This window comes from Nocardia flavorosea, assembly GCF_015477805.1.
Taxonomy (GTDB): Bacteria; Actinomycetota; Actinomycetes; order Mycobacteriales; family Mycobacteriaceae; genus Nocardia; species Nocardia flavorosea_A.
In genome coordinates this window covers 25,999-43,336 of sequence record NZ_JADLQL010000003.1, presented here as the reverse complement: position 1 = coordinate 43,336, position 17,338 = coordinate 25,999, and the positions used below count along the sequence as shown (strand labels likewise).

Genomic DNA, 17,338 nt, shown 5'->3' with positions numbered 1-17,338 from the left:
CCGCGCTTACGGAGGTGTTTCGCGCAGCACGTAGCCGACGCCGCGCACCGTGTGGATGAGCCGGGGTTCGCCGTCGGCCTCGGTTTTCCGGCGCAAGTAGCCGATATAGACCTCCAGCGCGTTACCGGAGGTCGGGAAGTCGTAACCCCAGACTTCCTCGAGGATCCGGCCGCGGGTCAGCACCCGGCGCGGATTGGCCATCAGCATTTCCAGCAGGGAGAACTCGGTGCGAGTCAGCGATATGGACCGGTCCGCGCGCGCGACCTCCCGGGTGACCGGGTCCAGGGAGAGATCGGCGAACCGCATGGTTTCCGACGTTTCCCCGGGGTCCGGCGCGCGGCGGCGGAGCAGCGCCCGCAGCCGGGCGAGCAGTTCCTCGAGCGCGAACGGTTTGGGCAGGTAGTCATCGGCGCCGGCATCCAGGCCGGCGACCCGTTCGGAAACCGAATCGCGGGCGGTGAGCACGAGGATCGGCAGGTCGTCACCGGTGCTGCGGAGTCGCCGGCATACTTCCAGGCCGTCCAGCCTGGGCATCATGACATCGAGGACCAGAGCATCGGGCCGTTCGGCGGTCGCCTTCTCCAAAGCGTCGATACCGTCCACCGCCAGATCGACCGTGTAGCCGTTGAAGGTCAGTGATCGGCGCAGCGATTCCCGCACCGCACGATCGTCGTCGACCACCAGAATGCGCATTGCACCAGTTTGACCGCAGCGACTGAGAGGCTACTGAGAGGCCCCGGCCCGCCCGCGAGCCGCAGGGCCGACCAGGCAGTTCGTAGGATTATCGGATGGAAAATTACCGATCTGTGATATGCCACGAAACCCGTTCACCATCTACTTTTTTCGCGGTATAACCGGTAGAACGTCCCGATTGCCCACCGCTACCATGCACGGTATGTTCCGAGCGGGAAAACTAGACCTCTGGTCGGTTCGGGTGTGACATTCAACCATAACTGAAACGGCCACGCACCAAAATGAGGTCGATCGTGATGCGGAGGCGACAGAGGCGGATGGAAACCCCGCGACCGTGGCAACTCAGCCTGTCCAACTGGTCGGTCACCCGCAAGGTCGGTATCGTCCTGGTGCTGCCGGTTGTCCTGGCGACGCTGTTCGCAGTGCTACGGATCAACAACGAACTCCGCACCCTCGAACAGCTCGAAGCCGCGACCGAACAGTCCCGCGTCATCCAGCCGATCGTCGACTACAACGCCGCCGCCGAAAGCCTGGCGGTGACCGCCACGGCGCGCGGGTCGGACGCCGAATCCCGGACCACGGCGGCGCTCGCCCGGTTCGATTCGGCCCATCAGGTCCTCGAACGCGCGATGGACAGCAGTCGTATCTCCCCGGCGGTCTCGCGTGAACTCTCCTCGGCGCTCACCCTCGGCAGCACGATGCGCAGCGGTATCGGCAGCGGCTCACCCGCCATGGTCGGCGATCAGGCCGACGAGATCGCGGTTCGCGTGGGCAATGCGCTGGCCCAGTCGCCCACCGTCGACAACCTGTCCGTCCAGCGCTACTTCCTGCAGGTGAGCGCCATCCAGGCGGCGCGGCGCTCACTCACCGCCCAGCGCCTGGTGATCAGTTCGCCCAGCGCCGTCGACAATCCGGCCCTGCGCGCGCGCGTCCTCACCTCCGGCGGTGCGGAGCTGACCATGATCCAGCAGTACGGCCAGTTCCTGCCGGATGCGGCCGACGGCATCCGGCCGCTGCTGGACGCCGTCCAGACCCGGCTGGCCATCTTCAGCCAGGGCACCCAGGGGGCCCTGAACGACCCGGCCGCACGCGACTCGCTGAACGCCAGCCTGCAGGGCTACGACGCCACCACCGAACAGTTGACCGCGACCATCACCGGCGCGCTGCACCACGCCACCATTTCCGCCCAGAACATCGCACTGCGCGAAACGGCGTTGCTGATCGGGGCGCTGCTGGGTGGTCTCACCCTGGCGCTGGCCGTGGCGCGAACCCTGGTCATACCGGTGCGCCGGCTGCGCCGTGACGCACTGGAGGTGGCCCATGTCCGCCTGCCGGAGGAACTCCAGCAGGTGCGCGGCGGCGCCGAGACCCCGGAAATCGAACCGGTCGGCGTCCAGGGCACCGAGGAGATAGGCCAGCTGGCCCGCGCCGTCGACGAAATGCATCAGCAGGCGCTCAATCTCGCCGCCGACCAGGCCCGGCTGCGGGTGCAGATCGGCAACATGTTCGAAACCCTGTCCCGGCGCAGCCAATCGCTGGTCGAACAGCAGCTCGGAATCATCGAGGAGCTCGAACACGACGAAGAAGATCCCCGGCGGCTGCAGAGTTTGTTCCGGCTCGACCATCTCGCCACCCGGATGCGCCGCAACGGCGACAACCTGCTGGTGCTGGCCGGCACGGCGCTGCGCCGCGGCCAGCTCGAGCCCGTCCCGCTCTCGGATATGCTGTGGAGTGCGGTATCTCAGGTCGAGGACTATCAGCGGGTCGAGATCGGTCATGTTCCCGACGGGGTCGTGGCCGGTGAGCCGGCCGTCGATATCGAACATCTGCTCGCGGAGGTCATCGATAACGCGTTGCGCTACTCTCCGCCCAATACCCCGGTGGCCGTGACCGTTTCGCGAGCCGTGGACGGCGGCTACCTGATCGAGATCACCGACCGCGGGCTGGGAATGGCCACCGAGGACCTGCAGGCGGCGAACGCCCGGCTGGCCTCCGGTGGTGAGATCAATGTCGAAACCGCGCGCCGGATGGGTTTGTTCGTCGTCGGCCGGCTGGCCAAACGGCATCAGATCACGGTCGGCCTGCGTCGTACCTCGACAATGGCCCAGCAGCCCGGGATCACCGCCAGCCTGCACCTACCGGGCCTGCTGGTCTCACCCGACACCAGCCCGGACAACTCCACCACGCGCACCACGGATTTCTCCCTCGGCGCAACACCGCAGCTCCCACCGCAGCTGCACTCCTCCCCCGCGCTGCCGGAGCCGCCGCAGCCACGGCAGCTGATGCCGGTACCCAGCCTGGCGCCGGACGAATCCTGGCCGGCGCGGCCGTTGACCCCGGCGCCCTCCGCCACGAGCATCGGAACGACGGCCTCGGGGTTGCCGCAGCGACGCCCGGCGGCGGAGCTTCCGGCGATGACAGGCCCGGGCAACGGCCGGCCCGGAGCGGACGGGACGCGGGATTCGTTTTCCGCATTCGATCCCGTCGAAGAGCCCGAACCCGCCGAGACCCCGACCGGACTGTGGTCGGAAACCCATAAGACCCAGTCGTTCCCGGCCCCCGTCGATTCCGCGTACACCGGACCGGCGCCGGCGGACGACACTCCGGTATCCATCACCTCCCGCTCGGGGCTGCCGATCCGCCGCCCGGGCATGGCACGCGAGAACCCCTTCGGCCGTGCCGGACAACGCCCCGACGATCCACCGGCGAGCACGACCACCTCCACCCGGCTACAGCCCGTCGGCGCCGCGACACCCACCCCGATCTACCAGCGCATGGTGTCGGAGTGGCTGGTGGAACCGGCGGCCACGCAGGACGAGCCGCGCCAGGACTGGACCTCACCCGCCGATGCCGGCTGGCTGGCCGCCGAGGATGCGGCCCGGCCGAGTTCGGACTCCAAAACCGCCAACGGGCTCCCGATCCGCCGGCCGGGCGCGCAGCTCGTGCCCGGTGGGCTCACCCCCGTCGAAGACGAGGCCCCGCGTAATCCGGAGGAGATCCGGAGCAATTTGACCAGACATCTGAGCGGAGTCCGCAGTGGGCGGGCCGATGCACAGCACAATGACGGAGGGTTTACATGACCGCCCCGAATGACAGCACGGACGAGAACCTGAACTGGCTCGTCTCCAGATTCACCCGGGACGTTCCGGGTGTCTCCCATGCCGTCCTGGTCTCCGCGGACGGCCTGCTGCAGGCGGTCAGCCCGCATCTGCCCGCCGACCGGGCCGAACAGCTGGCCGCGGTCACCGCCGGCCTGGCCAGCCTGTCCACCGGCGCGGCCCAGCTGTTCGACGGCGGCAAGGTGATGCAGTCGATCGTGGAGATGCAGCGTGGGTACCTGCTGGTGATGAGCGTCGGCAACGGGTCCCATATCGCCGTGCTGGCCAACAAACAGCACGATATCGGCCGGATCGGGTACGAAATGGCACTACTCGTCGACCGCGTCGGCTCGGTGGTCAGCGCCACCGCCCGATCCACCGTCTGAGCCCATGTCCCAATTCGGCCAAGCGATGCCCAACTTCAATACCGGCGAGCCCGACTACGGGCCCGGTGCGCATAATTCCGGGCCGGGAGCCCAGCAGAGCGATCCCGCATCCGCGCAGTTCAACACCGGTGCGTACCGGTTCGGTCCCCAGCCGGGGCCGGACACCCCGCGCAAGCCCGGACGGGTCCGGCCGTACGCCCTGACCTCGGGCCGTACCCAGCCGGCGGTCGATCTGCCGATGGAGGCAGTTATCGAAACCATCTCCTATCATGCACAATTCGATTGGCCGTCCGGTGACATCCGGGCCGAAATCCTTCGGCTCGGTACCCACCAGCTGTCGGTCGCCGAAATCGCCGCCCATCTCGATCGTCCGCTCGGTTTGGTCCGCGTCGTCGTCGGCGATCTCGTCGTGGACGGCAACCTGCGAGTGCATTCGACTTTGACCGAGCAGGCGAGCTATGACGAGCGCCGGTCGCTGATGGAGAGGACATTGCGTGGACTCCGAGCCCTATAGCAAGACCGAGGGTGGTGCCGCGGCGGGATCCGATACCCGCGTCGCATCGACCAAGATCGTGGTCGCGGGCGGCTTCGGCGCGGGGAAGACGACATTCGTCGGTGCGGTATCGGAGATCGTGCCGCTGCGCACCGAAGCGATGGTCACCAGCTTCTCCGACGGGGTCGACAACCTGGACGCTACGCCGGATAAACAGACCACCACCGTCGCCATGGATTTCGGGCGGATCATCCTGCCCGGGAATCTGACGCTGTACCTGTTCGGCACGCCGGGCCAGCGCCGGTTCTGGTTCATGTGGGACGACCTGATCCGCGGCGCGATCGGCGCCGTGGTCCTGATCGATACGCGCCGGCTGGAGGACAGTTTCGCCGCCGTCGATTTCTTCGAGGCGCGCAATCTGCCGTTCCTCATCGCGGTGAACCGTTTCCCGAACGCGCCGCGGTTCGCCATGGCGGAGCTGCGGGAGGCGCTGTCGGTACGCGAAGGGGTCCCGATCGTCGATATCGATGCCCGCGACGCCAAAGAGGTCCGCCAAGCCCTCGCGGCCGTCACCGAGTACGCGATCAACCGGTTGAAGGCACAGGAGTACGAGGGAGTCGCCCGGCATGGTTGACCTGCTGGCCGCGGAGACGGTCGCGACCGTCGAGCTGTTCACCATGGGCTACTGGCTCACGCTGCTGACCGCACTGGTCTCCGCCGTCGGCATGTTCGTCGGATTGGCGTGCGCGATCAACGGCCGCCGTTCGGTGCGGTTCCGGCCGGTCTGGATCGCCGCCGCCGCCGTCTCGATCGGCGGCGTGGGTGTTTGGCTGGCCAGCACGGTATCGCTGCTGGGTGTTTCCATTCCCGGTACGGTCCTGCGTTACGACATCTCCGATCTCACCCTTTCGCTGGTTTTCGCCGTCGCCGCCGTTTTCGCCGGATTACTGCTCGCCGGCCGCGAGTTCGATGTGAAGCGGATGGGCAGCGCGGCCGGGGCGATCGGCACCGGCTTCGGGATCATGCTCTGGTTGCAGTTGTCCTCGGCCGATATCCAGGGTTCGGTGTCGATAACCGTCTGGCTGTACCTGATCGCGGTCGTGATCGCGGTACTCGCCTCGTCGCTGTGCGTATGGCTGTTCCAGCGTTTCCGTTTCCCGGCCGCCCGGGTGGGATCGATCGCCATGTTCGCGGCGGGTGTGGCCGTGTTCTACTTCACCGGTATATCCGGTCTGGAGTTCCGTCCGGACCCCGAGGCGCAACCGGCCGAGGGAATGGAGCTGTTCGGCTACGCCTTCCCGATGCTGGTCATCGGTCTGCTGTCGTTGGCCGTGCCGATCACCGCGGTCCTGGTGGCACCGGAACGCCGCGACGAACAGCTCGCACCGGCCCGGGACGAACCCGGGAACTCGGCCACCACACCGGACGACGGACCGGCGGGCGGTAATTCGGACCGTGGCGCCGGAGCCGGCGCATCCGGAAACGAACTCCGGCCGTCCGTGGCCGCGGCCCTCGCGCAACGCGCACGGCCGCTGCCCGAGCCTGCTCGCTGATCGCGGTGGAGACGGAGTTCGTGGCCGGGACGCAGGACGCACTGCTGCGGGAGCTGTGGGCGCAGGTGCGCGCGCTCCGGGCGGAAGTGTCGGATCTGCGGGTCGAGATCAGCGAAATGGAGGCCACCGTCGCCGATCTCGTGGAGCGTGCCGACGAGCCGGATCGGGCCCAGTTGCCGTGGCCGGTTTCGCTGCTCCTGCTACCGGCCGCGCTGACCCTGGCGCTGATCCGGCAGGTGGACGAGCTGGCCCGTGCTCTGACAACGGAATGCGATCCGGGCCGAAAGGAACTACCGGAAGCTGTGCGCGAAACCCCCTGAAGTGGCGATGAGCGGGTCTCCCATTTCTGGGAGACCCGCCCTCACGCACGAGGATAGCGGGAACAGTCCCCGGAATCAGCATCGCCGGCAAGTTTTTCCGTCGTCGGCCGCGTCCGGGTCTGTAATGGCTGTATCCAGCAGTCCATCGGTCGGCTATCTCTCAGCAAGCGGATAATGCAGGTAGATCACAAACCAGCGCTAGCCGGGCGATTGCCCGAACCCGGATTTTCCCCATACCAACGGGCCGGATAGCCCTGTTACGGAAGCCGATTCATATCTAGGGGGCATGACAGATCAGCGGCGTTTCCATTCGCCCGGATCGAGCAACCCGCGCCGCACCGCCGCAACCAACCGCCGCGGCACCCGGTGGACGACGCCACCCACCGTCACCGGAACCAGATCCGGTGCGGTCGCCTTCCAATTCGCCCGCCGGCTGCGGGTATTCGACCGCGACATCCGCCGCTTGGGGACCGCCATCTCAGCTCTCCTTCCGGGTCCGTGCGCCGCGCCTGCCGTACTTTCGCTCGAATTTCTCCACCCGGCCCTGGGTATCCAGCAGGCGATTGGCCCCGGTCCAGAATGGATGCGAATCCGCGGTGACGTCCACGATGAGCAACGGATAGGTGTTGCCGTCCGACCAGGTGACCGTCCGGTCCGCGGTGGCCGTGGACCGGGTGAGGAACTGTTTGCCGGTACTCGCGTCCTCGAACACGACCGGCCGGTAGTCGGGGTGGATTCCCGGTTTCATCATTTCTCCTTCCGGGCGCGCTCGCCCGTCTCGGTCCCCCGCCCCTCACCGGCGACAGTGGGGCTCGGTTCATCCGGTGCGCAGGGGTCGGTATGCCATTCGCCGAACGGATCCGGCCACCGCGCCACCGACTGCGGGGACCTCTCCACCTGCAACAGTTCGGCATCGTCCACCAGCGCCCAGTGCAGCGCCTCCCGGATCTCGTCCGGATCGGCGTCGTACACCAGGATCACCAGCGAGATATCGCGGTCGCCGAATCGCTCGTCCCAGCGCAGGCCCGCCATGGCCAGGCGTTCGGGATCCGCGGTGGCACGTTCCTCCGCCGGCATGGCCGCCAGCCACCGGCCCGCGCCACCGATCCGCAGGCCGCCACCGGCCGATTCCAGCCACACCACCTCATCCGGTTGAGTCGCCAGCCAGATCCGGCCCCGCGCGGTCACCACACCGTCGAAAAGCATGTCCAGGGCTCCGTGCAACCGTTCCGGGTGGAAGGGCCGCCGCGCGGTGAACTCCACCAGTTCCACCCCGTGTTCGGGCCCGAGTGGCGGCCGCCCCCGCAGTAGCGGTGCATGCGCATCGAAGGTGCGGCCGCGGCGTGATTCCGGCGGAACAAGGCTCAGCAGCGCGTCCATCGCGGCGGGCGTGATCGCGGCGGCGGATTCGGGCCACAGCACCGGCGCCGAGGGGACCAGCCGGGAAAGGACGGCACTCAACCGGGCCTGTTCCACCGGGTCCACGTCCGCGCCACCCGCCACCACGATTGCGTCGGCGAAATCGACCTGCCCCACGGCGAGCTGGGCCACCGTGCGGTCGTCGTCGGCCCAGGCCCAGCCGAGCTCTTCAAGCGTCGCGTCACCCGTCGCGGTGGCCGGCCAGGTGCGGACGTCGATCGCGGTCACCACCGCGGCCACCCGCACATCCCGGGCCGCCGGTCCGTCGACCCGGCCGACGATTCCGGTGACCGGAATCCCGGCGATCCCTTCACAGACCGCCTCGGCCTCGAAGGCGGGATCCAGGGCGAGCACGATCCGGTGCACCGAGGAGCGCGCGGCCAGTGTGCACAGCAGCGGCAGCAGATCCGCCCTCAGCGTGCACGACACACAGCCGTGGGCGAGTTCGTGCACGGATTCGGAGGTTTTCCCGTCCGCGTGCACGGTACGGCGGACTATCCCCTGCCGGAGTTCGGTGAGATCGTGACGAACGACTACGGTGCCGGCGGCCGCGCCGAGGGCACCGGCGACGAGACCGGCGGTGCCGGCCGGATCGCCGTGCAGACCGGCGACCACCACGACCGGAGTGCGGCGATCGCGGTGGCCTGCGGATGCTTGTGCGGAGTTGGACACCACGACCCTTTCGGCAATGATTTTCATTTAGGACCGGACACACGCTACAGTGTCGACTCGCCGTTGTCGAAAACGATTGTCATCATCGTCCGGGCGGCGGTTGCCATCGTTCTCCGTCGAAGGGAGCCGTTATGTCGGCCCACTGCCAGGTCACCGGCCGAAAACCAGGATTCGGCAAAGCCGTCTCGCATTCCCACAAGCGCACCAACCGCCGCTGGAACCCCAATATCCAGCGCAAGACGTATTACCTGCCCAGCGAGGACCGCCGGATAACCCTGACCCTCTCGGCGAAGGGCATCAAGACAATCGACCGCGACGGTATCGAGGCCGTGGTGGCGCGACTGCGCGCCCGCGGCGAACGGATCTGAGGAGACCACGATGGCATCGAAATCGACCGAACTCCGGCCGCTGGTCAAACTGCGCTCCACCGCCGGCACCGGGTACACATACATCACCCGCAAGAACCGCCGCAACGACCCAGACCGGATGGTCCTGAAGAAATACGACCCGGTGATCCGCAAACACGTCGACTTCCGCGAGGAGCGCTGATGGCCAAGAAATCGAAGATCGCCCGCAACGACCAGCGCCGCGAAATCGTGGCGCGCTACGCCGAGCGCCGGGCCGAACTCAAAGAGATCATCCGCAAACCCACCACCCCCGACGACGAACGCCTGGCCGCACAGGCCGCCCTGCGCCGCCTGCCGCGCGATGCCAGTCCGGTACGATTGCGCAATCGGGACACCGCCGACGGGCGACCGCGCGGTTACCTCCGGAAGTTCGGCCTCTCGCGGGTGCGTGTACGCGAGATGGCCCATCGGGGCGAACTACCCGGTGTGCACAAATCGAGCTGGTAAACCCACTGTTCTCGTGAGTTAGGAGCCGGTCAAATGGCAGTCAAACGAGGCCCGTCGAAGAAGGCACGCGCCGAACAGGCCCGCCGGCCGAAGAAGAATCCACTCATCGCCGCGGGTATCGAAACCGTCGACTACAAGGATGTGAACCTGCTGCGCACGTTCATCTCCGATCGCGGCAAGATCCGCAGCCGCCGGGTCACCGGACTGACCCCGCAGCAGCAGCGACAGGTCGCGGTGGCGGTGAAGAACGCCCGCGAAATGGCCCTGCTGCCCTTCACCAGCCGCTAGTCCGGTCACATCTACCCGAATGCCCGGTACCGCTGGGCGGTACCGGGCATTCGACTGTGCGGGCCCGCCGCGCCTGCGGCCACTAGAGTCGTCCCCATGGTCTCAACGCGCGGCTTCCTGGCGACTCTGGCGATCTGCACCGCGCTGTCGGTTACAGCCTGCGGTGACACCGGAGATACCGGCGCGGAGCCGGGTCCGCCGCCGACCCCCTCGGCTGCCCCGGCCACCGGCAAACCACCCAGCACGCCGCCCGAGGATCCCGCCGCCGACCCAGGCCGGATATTCACCGCCGACCCCACCATCGTCGGCGCCCACCCCATCCCCATCACCTCCTGGACACGGGTCGGCGACGACCGGATCGCCGTGCATTTCGAAACCGGTGTCCCCGAGTGCTACGGCGTGGACGCTTCGGTCACCGAAACCGAAACCACGGTCACCGTGGAACTCCGCGGCGGCACCCGCGCCGACGCCACCGGCAAGATGTGCGTGATGATGGCCGTCTTCGGCACACTGGAGGTCCAACTGGACACCCCGCTCGCCGATCGCCAGGTGCTCAGCGCGGCCTGACCGGGCGAACCGCTGTCCGGGCCTTCCCGGCCGGCCCCGTCTATGACCAGAATTTCAGGGGCACAGCAATTCTCGTCTTCTTCGCCGACAGCGGGTTTTCTACCGTCCTATGAGTAGGAAACCCAGACCCGCCGCGGCGGTCGAACGACAAGGGAAAACAGAATGAAACGTGTACTGGTCTCCGGCACTTTCGCGGCCGCACTGACGCTCGGCCCGATCGCCGGTGTGGCGACAGCAGCTCCCGGTCTCCCCCTCGAACCGGCAGCCCCCGCCGCTCCCGCGTTCCAGCCGGTGAACGGCACCCCCAGCGGCTCAGGGGTCTTGCACGAACCCAGTGGCTTCGGATCCGCCGGCCCGATCTCCTCCGGATCCGCCGTGCTCCTCGTCCAACTGTTCAACACCTTGTCCGGCAAACCGAGCTGTCCGAGCGTCTGTCTCTGACGTCCGCCCTGCCTCGAGCGCGAGGATTCCTACCAACGCTCTCGCACGTCCCTGTTTCACCGGGACGTGCCTTCCACAGCCCACGTTCTGGACGCGATAGCAGCCGCCGAACCCACCCCGATCCCCCAGCACAACCAGCGACCCCGCTGAGTCTCACAAGCTTCCAACGAATTGCGGCCCACGAAAACACCAACGCGAGCAAAAGCGCCACCCAACCCAGCAAGGCCCTGAAGGTTGCAGCCCACGCAGACCGAAACGCGACCAACAACGGCACCGAGTCCCTCGATGGGGCCCTCGAACTACAAGCGCAACCCACGGCAGTCCCGAACCCAGCGAGGCCCCGAACTACAAACGCAACCAGCGGCGGGGCAGAGCCTTACGAGGCCCTGAAAGGTTTCGGCCCGTCCCTGCTGTCAGTGCTCGAGACGATGCGGCGCAGCCGCGAGTGCTGACAGCAGGGACCAAAGGGACCGAAACCCGCGGCGCCGCAGGCGCCGCAAGATAAACACAAGCTCAGTGGGCGAAGTGGCGGGCGCCGGTGAAATACATTGTGACCCCGGCTGCCCGCGCGACATCCACGGTCTCCTGATCCCGGACCGAACCGCCGGGCTGCACGATCGCCCGCACACCCGCGTGGATCAGCGTCTCGGGACCGTCCGGGAACGGGAAGTACGCGTCCGAGGCGGCAACGGAGCCCTTGGCCCGGTCACCGGCCCGCTGGACCGCGAGGCCGACCGCATCGACCCGGTTGACCTGTCCCATTCCCACGCCGACCGAGGCGCCGTCGTGGGCGAGCAGAATCGCGTTGGATTTCACCGCCCGGCAGGCGCGCCAGGCGAACGCCAGATCGGCGAGGGTTTCCGGGTCCGCCGGTTCGCCGGCCGCGAGGGTCCAGCCGGTGGGGTCGTCGCCGGCCGCGTCGAGCACATCGCGCTGCTGCAGCAGGGCGCCCCCGCTGATCGGGCGCAGTTCCGCGCCCGCCCGCCGTGGCGGTTCGGAGACCAGGATGCGCACGTTCTTCTTGCGCTGCAAAACGTCCACCGCACCGTCGGCGTAGGACGGCGCCACGATCACTTCGGTGAAGATATCGGCGACCTGCTGCGCCATCTCGACGGTCACTTCCCGGTTCGCCGCGATCACGCCACCGTAGGCGCTCACCGGATCGCAGGCATGGGCTTTGCGATGCGCCTCGGCGATATCGGCGCCCACCGCGATACCGCAGGGGTTGGCGTGTTTGATGATCGCGACCGCCGGCTCGGCGTGGTCGTAGGCGGCGCGCCAGGCGGCGTCGGCGTCGACGTAGTTGTTGTACGACATCTCCTTGCCGTGCAACTGCTGCGCCTGCGCCAGGCCCCGATCCCCGGATCCGCCGGTGTACAGAGCGGCCGATTGATGTGGGTTCTCGCCGTACCGCAGCACCGCCGAACGCTGCCAGCTCCCGCCGATCCAGGACGGGAACTCCGCATCGCCGTCGGCGCCCAGGTTCTGCGCCATCCAGGTCGCCACGGCCACGTCGTAGCTTGCGGTGTGCTGAAATGCCTTGGCCGCCAGCGCGGTACGTTCGGCCAGGGTGAACCCGCCCTCGGCCACGGCCTTGCGCACCTGGTCGTAGTCACCGCTGTCGACGACCACGGCGACCGACGGATGATTCTTGGCCGCGGCGCGCACCATCGACGGACCGCCGATATCGATCTGCTCGACGCATTCGTCCGGGGTGGCGCCACTGGCCACCGTCTCGCTGAACGGGTAGAGGTTCACCACCACCAGCTCGAACGCTTCGACACCGAGTTCGGCGAGCTGCGCGAGATGCTCGGGTTTACGGGTGTCGGCGAGAATGCCGGCATGCACTCGCGGGTGCAGGGTCTTCACCCGGCCGTCCAGGGTTTCCGGGAACCCGGTCAACTCCTCGACCTTCGTCACCGGCACACCGGCGTCGGCGATCCGGGCTGCCGTCGAACCGGTGGACACCAGTTCCACTCCCGCAGCGTGCAGCGCGGTCGCCAGCTCCACGAGCCCGGTCTTGTCGTAGACGCTCACCAGCGCCCGGCGGATGGTCCTGCGTTCACTCACCGGAGAACTCGCTCATCTGGGATCACTGCCTTTCGTCCATCGGAGACAATTCCGCGGGTGGCGACGGCGGCGACAACGTCCACCAGTAACCGTCGCTCCACGATTTTGATGCGTTCGTGCAGGGTGGGCTCGTCGTCATCGGGACGTACCGGCACCGCTTCCTGCGCCAGGATCGGCCCGGTGTCCACTCCGGCGTCCACCAGATGCACCGTGCTGCCGGTGACCCGGACCCCGTAGGCGAGCGCATCGCGCACCCCGTGCGCGCCCGGGAACGCGGGCAGGAGCGCCGGGTGGGTGTTGATGATCCGGCCACCGAACCGGTCCAGGAACGCCGGGCCGAGCAGTTTCATGAACCCCGCGCAGACCACCAGGTCGGGCACATATCCGGCAACCGACTCGGTGAGTGCGCGATCCCAGGCCCCGCGATCGGGGTAATCGCCCACCGGGACGCGGACCACGGGGATACCGGCCGCTGCGGCATGCTCCACGGCGACACATTCCCGGTCCACCCCCACGGCTCGGATCCGCGCCGGATAGGCGGTATCGGTGACCGCCTCGATCAACGCGCGCAGTAGCGAGCCGGTTCCCGAGGCGAGTACGACCAGGCCGGCCGGGATGGAATCGGTGGGTTCCGGGGCGGTCAGGGCTCTACTCCTGGAGTTCGAAGGGCGGTGGGCGGGCGCCACCCGGCGGCGGGGCCGGACCCGCGGGCACGGATAGAGCCTAGTAGACGTGGTTCGCGGCCCATCCGGCGGCAGTCGGCTGACGTCGACGCGCCGGGTAACCGGGCTACCGCCGATCGCGGGTCGCGTCGTCGGCCGCATCGGGTTCGACCACCTCGGCGTCCACGATCTCGGCCTCGGTATCCGCGGAGTCCGACAGCGGCCGCGAGCCCGGTTCGGCCGGCTCCCCGTCCACCACCTCGACGTCCAGCGGTGGTTGCGGGCCCACCGGCTCGACGCGGGGTGGTTCCAGCAGGTCCGTATAGCGGTCGGCGGAGGTGGCGGTATCCGCGGGCAGATCGGGTAGCTTGCCGGCCGGCAACGCGGCGACGGGCCCGGGGTAGCCGGGGAGATCGTCGTCGTCGTGGTCGTCGTAGCCGGCGTCCGCCGGGTCGAACAACGCATCGGGATGATGCAGCAGGGGGGTCGGGAACGAGACCAGGAAAGTGCGCGCGTAGAGGAGACCTGCGTACCCGGGGACGGCCAGCCAGGCGAACACCGCGAGCGCGAAAATCGGCAACTCGACGCCCAGCCGGCCGAAATTCCCCAATTCACCTCCAGCGAGGGCGGCGAGGGCGGTGAGGGCGGCACTTCCCATTCCGGCGGCGGCCAGCAGCGCCCACGGCGCCCCCGGCCGGTCGTAGCTCACCCGGGCCGATTCGACCCCGGCGTAGACGCCTATCGCCGCCGGAACGAGCAGCAGCACGGCCCACCACAGCGGGGCCGGGCCGGTAGGTACGGCCGCGAGCACGGGAACCGCCGGAACCGGACCGCCGACCACCGTGAACACCCCGACGGAAGCGTCCCCGAACTGCACGCCCGGACCGACGAGTACGCCCACCCCGGCGATCACCGCGTTGGGCGAGTACACCAGCGAGAGCAAGGTCAGGCCGAGCACGTCGACGAAGCTTGCGGCGCCGCTGTAGGTATCGCCGACCTGTGACCAGTGCACCACGAGCCCGGCCACGATCAGGACTGCCGAGGCGGCCGACAACCGCAGAACCGCCCGTCCGGCCACGTAGGCGGCGGCGAGCGCGTCATAGGGCAGGTGGTCGAAAATCCGCTCCCGGCACCGGAAGACCGTCCCGGCCGCCCCGGCGGCCAGATACAGCACCAGCACCCAGGCGAAGGCGGCCAGCGGATTGGGGCGTTGCAGCGCAATGGAACCCGACGCGTCTTCGGTCACGGCCAGGCAGACGGCGGTGACGAGCAGCGGCCCACCGGCCGCGGCCCCGAACAACCAGCCGATATCGGCGCGGGTGGGCTGGGAGCCGGTGGCCGCGACCACTTCCCGGGCCGCGGCCCACATCACCAGCGCGGTGGCCAGGACGGGCAGCAGACCCACTGTGGTGGTGCCGATCGTCAACGGCACCTGATGTACCGCGAGCCAGCCCGCTGCGACGGCACCGCTGAGACCGGTGAGGTCGCTTCCCGCGGTGAGCAGTGTCGCGAGCATGGCGACCACGATGACTGCCAGGGCGTACGCTGCGGGCCGGAATGCGACGTAGAGCAGCACGCGGGCGCGGTCGGGCGGTAAGGCGAGCGAACTCGGTTCCCCGGCCGGACGCGCCCGGCGCCCGCCCCGGAATGGGCGGTTCGACGAGGTACGCGGGGCACTCATGGTTTTCAGAGTGGCAGCTGCCCCGGCGCGGGCGTTTCAGGCGCGCCGCGCCGGGGAGCGCCGAGGATCACTTCGGGTCGTCGGACTGACGGAAGGCGCGGGTGGCGTCACCCGCCGGGTCGGAGCCCTGTTCGCCGCCGAACGGCTGGGCCTGCTGCCCCGGCTGCTGCTGCGGCTGACCGTAACCGGCCGGCGGCTGCTGCGGCTGGCCATAGGGCGACTGCTGCTGCTGCTGCGCACCGGCGTAGGGCGACTGCTGCTGACCGTACTGCTGCTGAGCCTGCTGCGGCTGCTGCTGCCCGTAGGCCGGCTGCTGCCCGTAACCCTGCGGCTGGCCCTGCTGGGCGTACCCCGGCTGCTGCTGCTGACCGCTGCTGTACTGCTGCCCGTAACCCTGCTGCTGGCCGTAGCCCTGCTGCCCCTGGTACTGCTGCTGGCCGTAACCCTGCTGCTGCTGACCGGCCGGAAAACCGGCCGGCGCGGACGGGCGGGCGGCCGGCGGCGACAGGATGCCCGCATCGAAGAGCACCACGGCGATCGCCAGACCGGCCTGCACCAGCGCGAGAACCAGGATCAGGTACAGCCCGATCTCGGCCTTGGCGCCCTCGGGCAGGGTGAACAGCTGGAACAGGATGGTGAGGAAGGTACCGGTCGCGACGGCCGCGGATACCCCGACCCAATTCTGCTTCGGCAGCAGCGACAGACCGGCGAGCAGACCCGCGATCAGCAGCAGGCCGCCGATCGAGGCTTCCTGGTACTCCCAAAGATTCAGGCTGGTATCGGCCGACGAGGGCAGATCCATATCGGTGTCCGCGCCCACATAGGCCAAAAAGCCCAGCAGGAACGCGAGTACGCCCACGGCAGCCGCACCGATGGTCAGGAAGAACGGCAGGCCTTTCCCGCCGGCCTCAGCGGCATTCGCACCACCGGCCGCCTGCGGCTGGCCGGGATTGGGCGGAACGGCGGGCGGAACGGGTGCGTTGTACCCGGAGCCCCCGGTCGGGTATGACATGTCGTCGTCTCCTAGGTCGAGTCATACGTATTTGACGGCTGAATTCCCTTTGACGCTACTGCACACACGCGGAGAGGTCATCACCGAAACAATCCAGCTGTGGATAGCCCGGACGCGTACGGGCGGCGTTGCCGCAGGACAGCCCGGAAAGCAGAAGGCCGTCCGCATATGCGGACGGCCTTTGCGGGTTGTACCGGATCACCGGATCAGGCGCTGACCGCAGCCTTCTCCAGGATCTCGCGCGCCAGCGCGGCGGTTTCGGACGGCGTCTTGCCGACCTTCACCCCCGCGGCTTCCAGCGCATCCTTCTTCGCCTGGGCGGTACCCGACGAACCGGACACGATGGCACCCGCGTGCCCCATGGTCTTGCCCTCCGGTGCGGTGAACCCGGCGACGTAACCGACGACCGGCTTGGTGACATTGGCCTGGATGTAGGCCGCGGCCCGCTCTTCGGCGTCACCGCCGATCTCACCGATCATCACGATCAGCTCGGTTTCCGGGTCCTTCTCGAACGCCTCGATGGCGTCGATATGGGTGGTGCCGATAACCGGGTCGCCACCGATGCCGATGGAGGTGGAGAAGCCGAAATCGCGGAGCTCGTACATCATCTGGTAGGTCAGGGTGCCGGACTTGGAAACCAGTCCGATCGGGCCCTTGCCGGTGATGTTGGCCGGGGTGATGCCGACCAGCGCTTCGCCGGGGGTGATGATGCCGGGGCAGTTCGGGCCGATGATCCGGGTCTTGGCACCCTTCTCGACGTTGTAGGCCCACGCGTAGGCGGTGTCCTGCACCGGGATGCCCTCGGTGATGACCACGAGCAGCGGGATCTCCGCGTCGATGGCCTCGATGATGGCGTCCTTGGAGAACTTCGGCGGCACGAAGGCGATGGACACATCGGCGCCGGTCTTCTCCATGGCCTCGGCCACGGTGGCGAACACGGGCAGCTCGACCGCGTTGCCGTCCTTATCGGTGTGCGCGACGGTGGTGCCCGCTTTACGCGCGTTCACACCGCCGACGACCTGGGTTCCGGCCTTCAGCATCAGTGCGGTGTGCTTGGTGCCCTCGCCGCCGGTGATGCCCTGGACGATGACCTTCGAGTCCTTGTTGAGGAAGATAGACATAGTTGTTT

The 17,338-nt window shown here is 68.1% G+C and carries 21 protein-coding genes; 12 read left to right on the top strand and 9 right to left on the bottom strand.

All coding sequences use genetic code 11. The features are described 5' to 3' along the window. Window positions 1-6 precede the first annotated feature (6 nt). Complete coding sequence (locus IU448_RS15695) at window positions 7-693, bottom strand: response regulator transcription factor (protein ID WP_195056393.1); 687 nt, start codon at window positions 691-693, stop codon at window positions 7-9. Between the two features lie 317 nt (window positions 694-1,010). Here IU448_RS15695 and IU448_RS15690 point away from each other — a divergent pair, with 317 nt between their 5' ends. The 6 genes from IU448_RS15690 to IU448_RS15665 all read left to right on the top strand — a co-directional run bounded on the left by IU448_RS15690 (window position 1,011) and on the right by IU448_RS15665 (window position 6,543). Next, complete coding sequence (locus IU448_RS15690) at window positions 1,011-3,773, top strand: ATP-binding protein (protein ID WP_195056392.1); 2,763 nt, start codon at window positions 1,011-1,013, stop codon at window positions 3,771-3,773. Beyond that, window positions 3,770-4,177, top strand: a complete 408-nt coding sequence (locus IU448_RS15685) for a roadblock/LC7 domain-containing protein (protein ID WP_195056391.1) — start codon at window positions 3,770-3,772, stop codon at window positions 4,175-4,177. The genes IU448_RS15690 and IU448_RS15685 overlap by 4 nt, the downstream gene beginning before the upstream one ends. A gap of 199 nt (window positions 4,178-4,376) precedes the next feature. Further along, entirely contained in the window at window positions 4,377-4,691 is a 315-nt protein-coding gene (locus IU448_RS28960; RefSeq protein ID WP_228813355.1) for a DUF742 domain-containing protein, read from the top strand. Further along, window positions 4,672-5,304 carry a GTP-binding protein gene (locus IU448_RS15675; RefSeq protein ID WP_195056390.1) on the top strand — a complete coding sequence of 211 codons (633 nt, stop codon included), beginning with the start codon at window positions 4,672-4,674 and terminating at the stop codon, window positions 5,302-5,304. Before IU448_RS28960 ends, IU448_RS15675 begins: the two co-directional genes overlap by 20 nt. Continuing rightward, window positions 5,297-6,223: an MHYT domain-containing protein gene (locus IU448_RS15670; RefSeq protein WP_195056389.1), complete on the top strand. Its 927-nt coding sequence runs from the start codon at window positions 5,297-5,299 to the stop codon at window positions 6,221-6,223. The genes IU448_RS15675 and IU448_RS15670 overlap by 8 nt, the downstream gene beginning before the upstream one ends. Before the next feature lie 20 nt (window positions 6,224-6,243). Continuing rightward, window positions 6,244-6,543, top strand: coding sequence for a hypothetical protein (locus tag IU448_RS15665; protein ID WP_195056388.1), 300 nt, complete (start codon window positions 6,244-6,246; stop codon window positions 6,541-6,543). 294 nt (window positions 6,544-6,837) lie between these two features. On the opposite strand, the gene rpmF is transcribed toward IU448_RS15665, so the two are convergent. From rpmF to mrf, 3 genes are read right to left on the bottom strand one after another with little or no spacing between them, the layout of a single operon-like run. Further along, window positions 6,838-7,020 (bottom strand): 50S ribosomal protein L32, encoded by a 183-nt coding sequence (gene rpmF / locus IU448_RS15660; RefSeq protein ID WP_195056387.1) that lies wholly within the window; start codon window positions 7,018-7,020, stop codon window positions 6,838-6,840. A gap of 1 nt (window position 7,021) precedes the next feature. Then, entirely contained in the window at window positions 7,022-7,291 is a 270-nt protein-coding gene (locus IU448_RS15655) for a type B 50S ribosomal protein L31 (protein ID WP_195056873.1), read from the bottom strand. Continuing rightward, on the bottom strand, window positions 7,291-8,661 hold the full coding sequence (gene mrf, locus IU448_RS15650) for a ribosome hibernation factor-recruiting GTPase MRF (protein ID WP_195056386.1): 1,371 nt from the start codon (window positions 8,659-8,661) through the stop codon (window positions 7,291-7,293). Before mrf ends, IU448_RS15655 begins: the two co-directional genes overlap by 1 nt. Window positions 8,662-8,765: 104 nt before the next feature. Between mrf and rpmB the strand changes: the two genes are divergently transcribed. The 6 genes from rpmB (at window position 8,766) to IU448_RS15620 (ending at window position 10,784) form a co-directional block, all read left to right on the top strand. Continuing rightward, complete coding sequence (rpmB, locus tag IU448_RS15645; RefSeq protein ID WP_195056385.1) at window positions 8,766-9,002, top strand: 50S ribosomal protein L28; 237 nt, start codon at window positions 8,766-8,768, stop codon at window positions 9,000-9,002. A gap of 10 nt (window positions 9,003-9,012) precedes the next feature. After that, the gene (rpmG, locus tag IU448_RS15640) at window positions 9,013-9,183 is read left to right on the top strand and encodes a 50S ribosomal protein L33 (RefSeq protein ID WP_195056384.1); all 171 of its coding nucleotides are present in this window, start codon (window positions 9,013-9,015) and stop codon (window positions 9,181-9,183) included. Further along, window positions 9,183-9,488 (top strand): 30S ribosomal protein S14, encoded by a 306-nt coding sequence (gene rpsN / locus IU448_RS15635; RefSeq protein ID WP_195056383.1) that lies wholly within the window; start codon window positions 9,183-9,185, stop codon window positions 9,486-9,488. Before rpmG ends, rpsN begins: the two co-directional genes overlap by 1 nt. 33 nt (window positions 9,489-9,521) lie before the next feature. Beyond that, window positions 9,522-9,776 carry a 30S ribosomal protein S18 gene (rpsR, locus tag IU448_RS15630; RefSeq protein ID WP_195056382.1) on the top strand — a complete coding sequence of 85 codons (255 nt, stop codon included), beginning with the start codon at window positions 9,522-9,524 and terminating at the stop codon, window positions 9,774-9,776. Window positions 9,777-9,872: 96 nt separating this feature from the next. After that, on the top strand, window positions 9,873-10,343 hold the full coding sequence (locus IU448_RS15625) for a hypothetical protein (RefSeq protein ID WP_195056381.1): 471 nt from the start codon (window positions 9,873-9,875) through the stop codon (window positions 10,341-10,343). 162 nt (window positions 10,344-10,505) lie between these two features. Then, a complete protein-coding gene (locus IU448_RS15620) occupies window positions 10,506-10,784 on the top strand; it encodes a hypothetical protein (protein ID WP_195056380.1) in 279 nt (92 codons plus the stop codon). A 513-nt stretch (window positions 10,785-11,297) separates the two neighbouring features. On the opposite strand, the gene purH is transcribed toward IU448_RS15620, so the two are convergent. The 5 genes from purH to sucD form a co-directional block, all read right to left on the bottom strand. After that, complete coding sequence (purH, locus tag IU448_RS15615) at window positions 11,298-12,854, bottom strand: bifunctional phosphoribosylaminoimidazolecarboxamide formyltransferase/IMP cyclohydrolase (protein ID WP_195056379.1); 1,557 nt, start codon at window positions 12,852-12,854, stop codon at window positions 11,298-11,300. Then, window positions 12,851-13,498 (bottom strand): phosphoribosylglycinamide formyltransferase, encoded by a 648-nt coding sequence (gene purN / locus IU448_RS15610; RefSeq protein WP_228813351.1) that lies wholly within the window; start codon window positions 13,496-13,498, stop codon window positions 12,851-12,853. The genes purH and purN overlap by 4 nt, the downstream gene beginning before the upstream one ends. 145 nt (window positions 13,499-13,643) lie before the next feature. Further along, window positions 13,644-15,197 (bottom strand): DUF6350 family protein, encoded by a 1,554-nt coding sequence (locus tag IU448_RS15605; protein WP_195056378.1) that lies wholly within the window; start codon window positions 15,195-15,197, stop codon window positions 13,644-13,646. 67 nt (window positions 15,198-15,264) lie between these two features. Next, window positions 15,265-16,209 (bottom strand): DUF5336 domain-containing protein, encoded by a 945-nt coding sequence (locus IU448_RS15600; protein ID WP_195056377.1) that lies wholly within the window; start codon window positions 16,207-16,209, stop codon window positions 15,265-15,267. A gap of 206 nt (window positions 16,210-16,415) precedes the next feature. Then, window positions 16,416-17,330: a succinate--CoA ligase subunit alpha gene (gene sucD / locus IU448_RS15595; protein WP_195056376.1), complete on the bottom strand. Its 915-nt coding sequence runs from the start codon at window positions 17,328-17,330 to the stop codon at window positions 16,416-16,418. Between the last annotated feature and the right edge of the window lie 8 nt (window positions 17,331-17,338).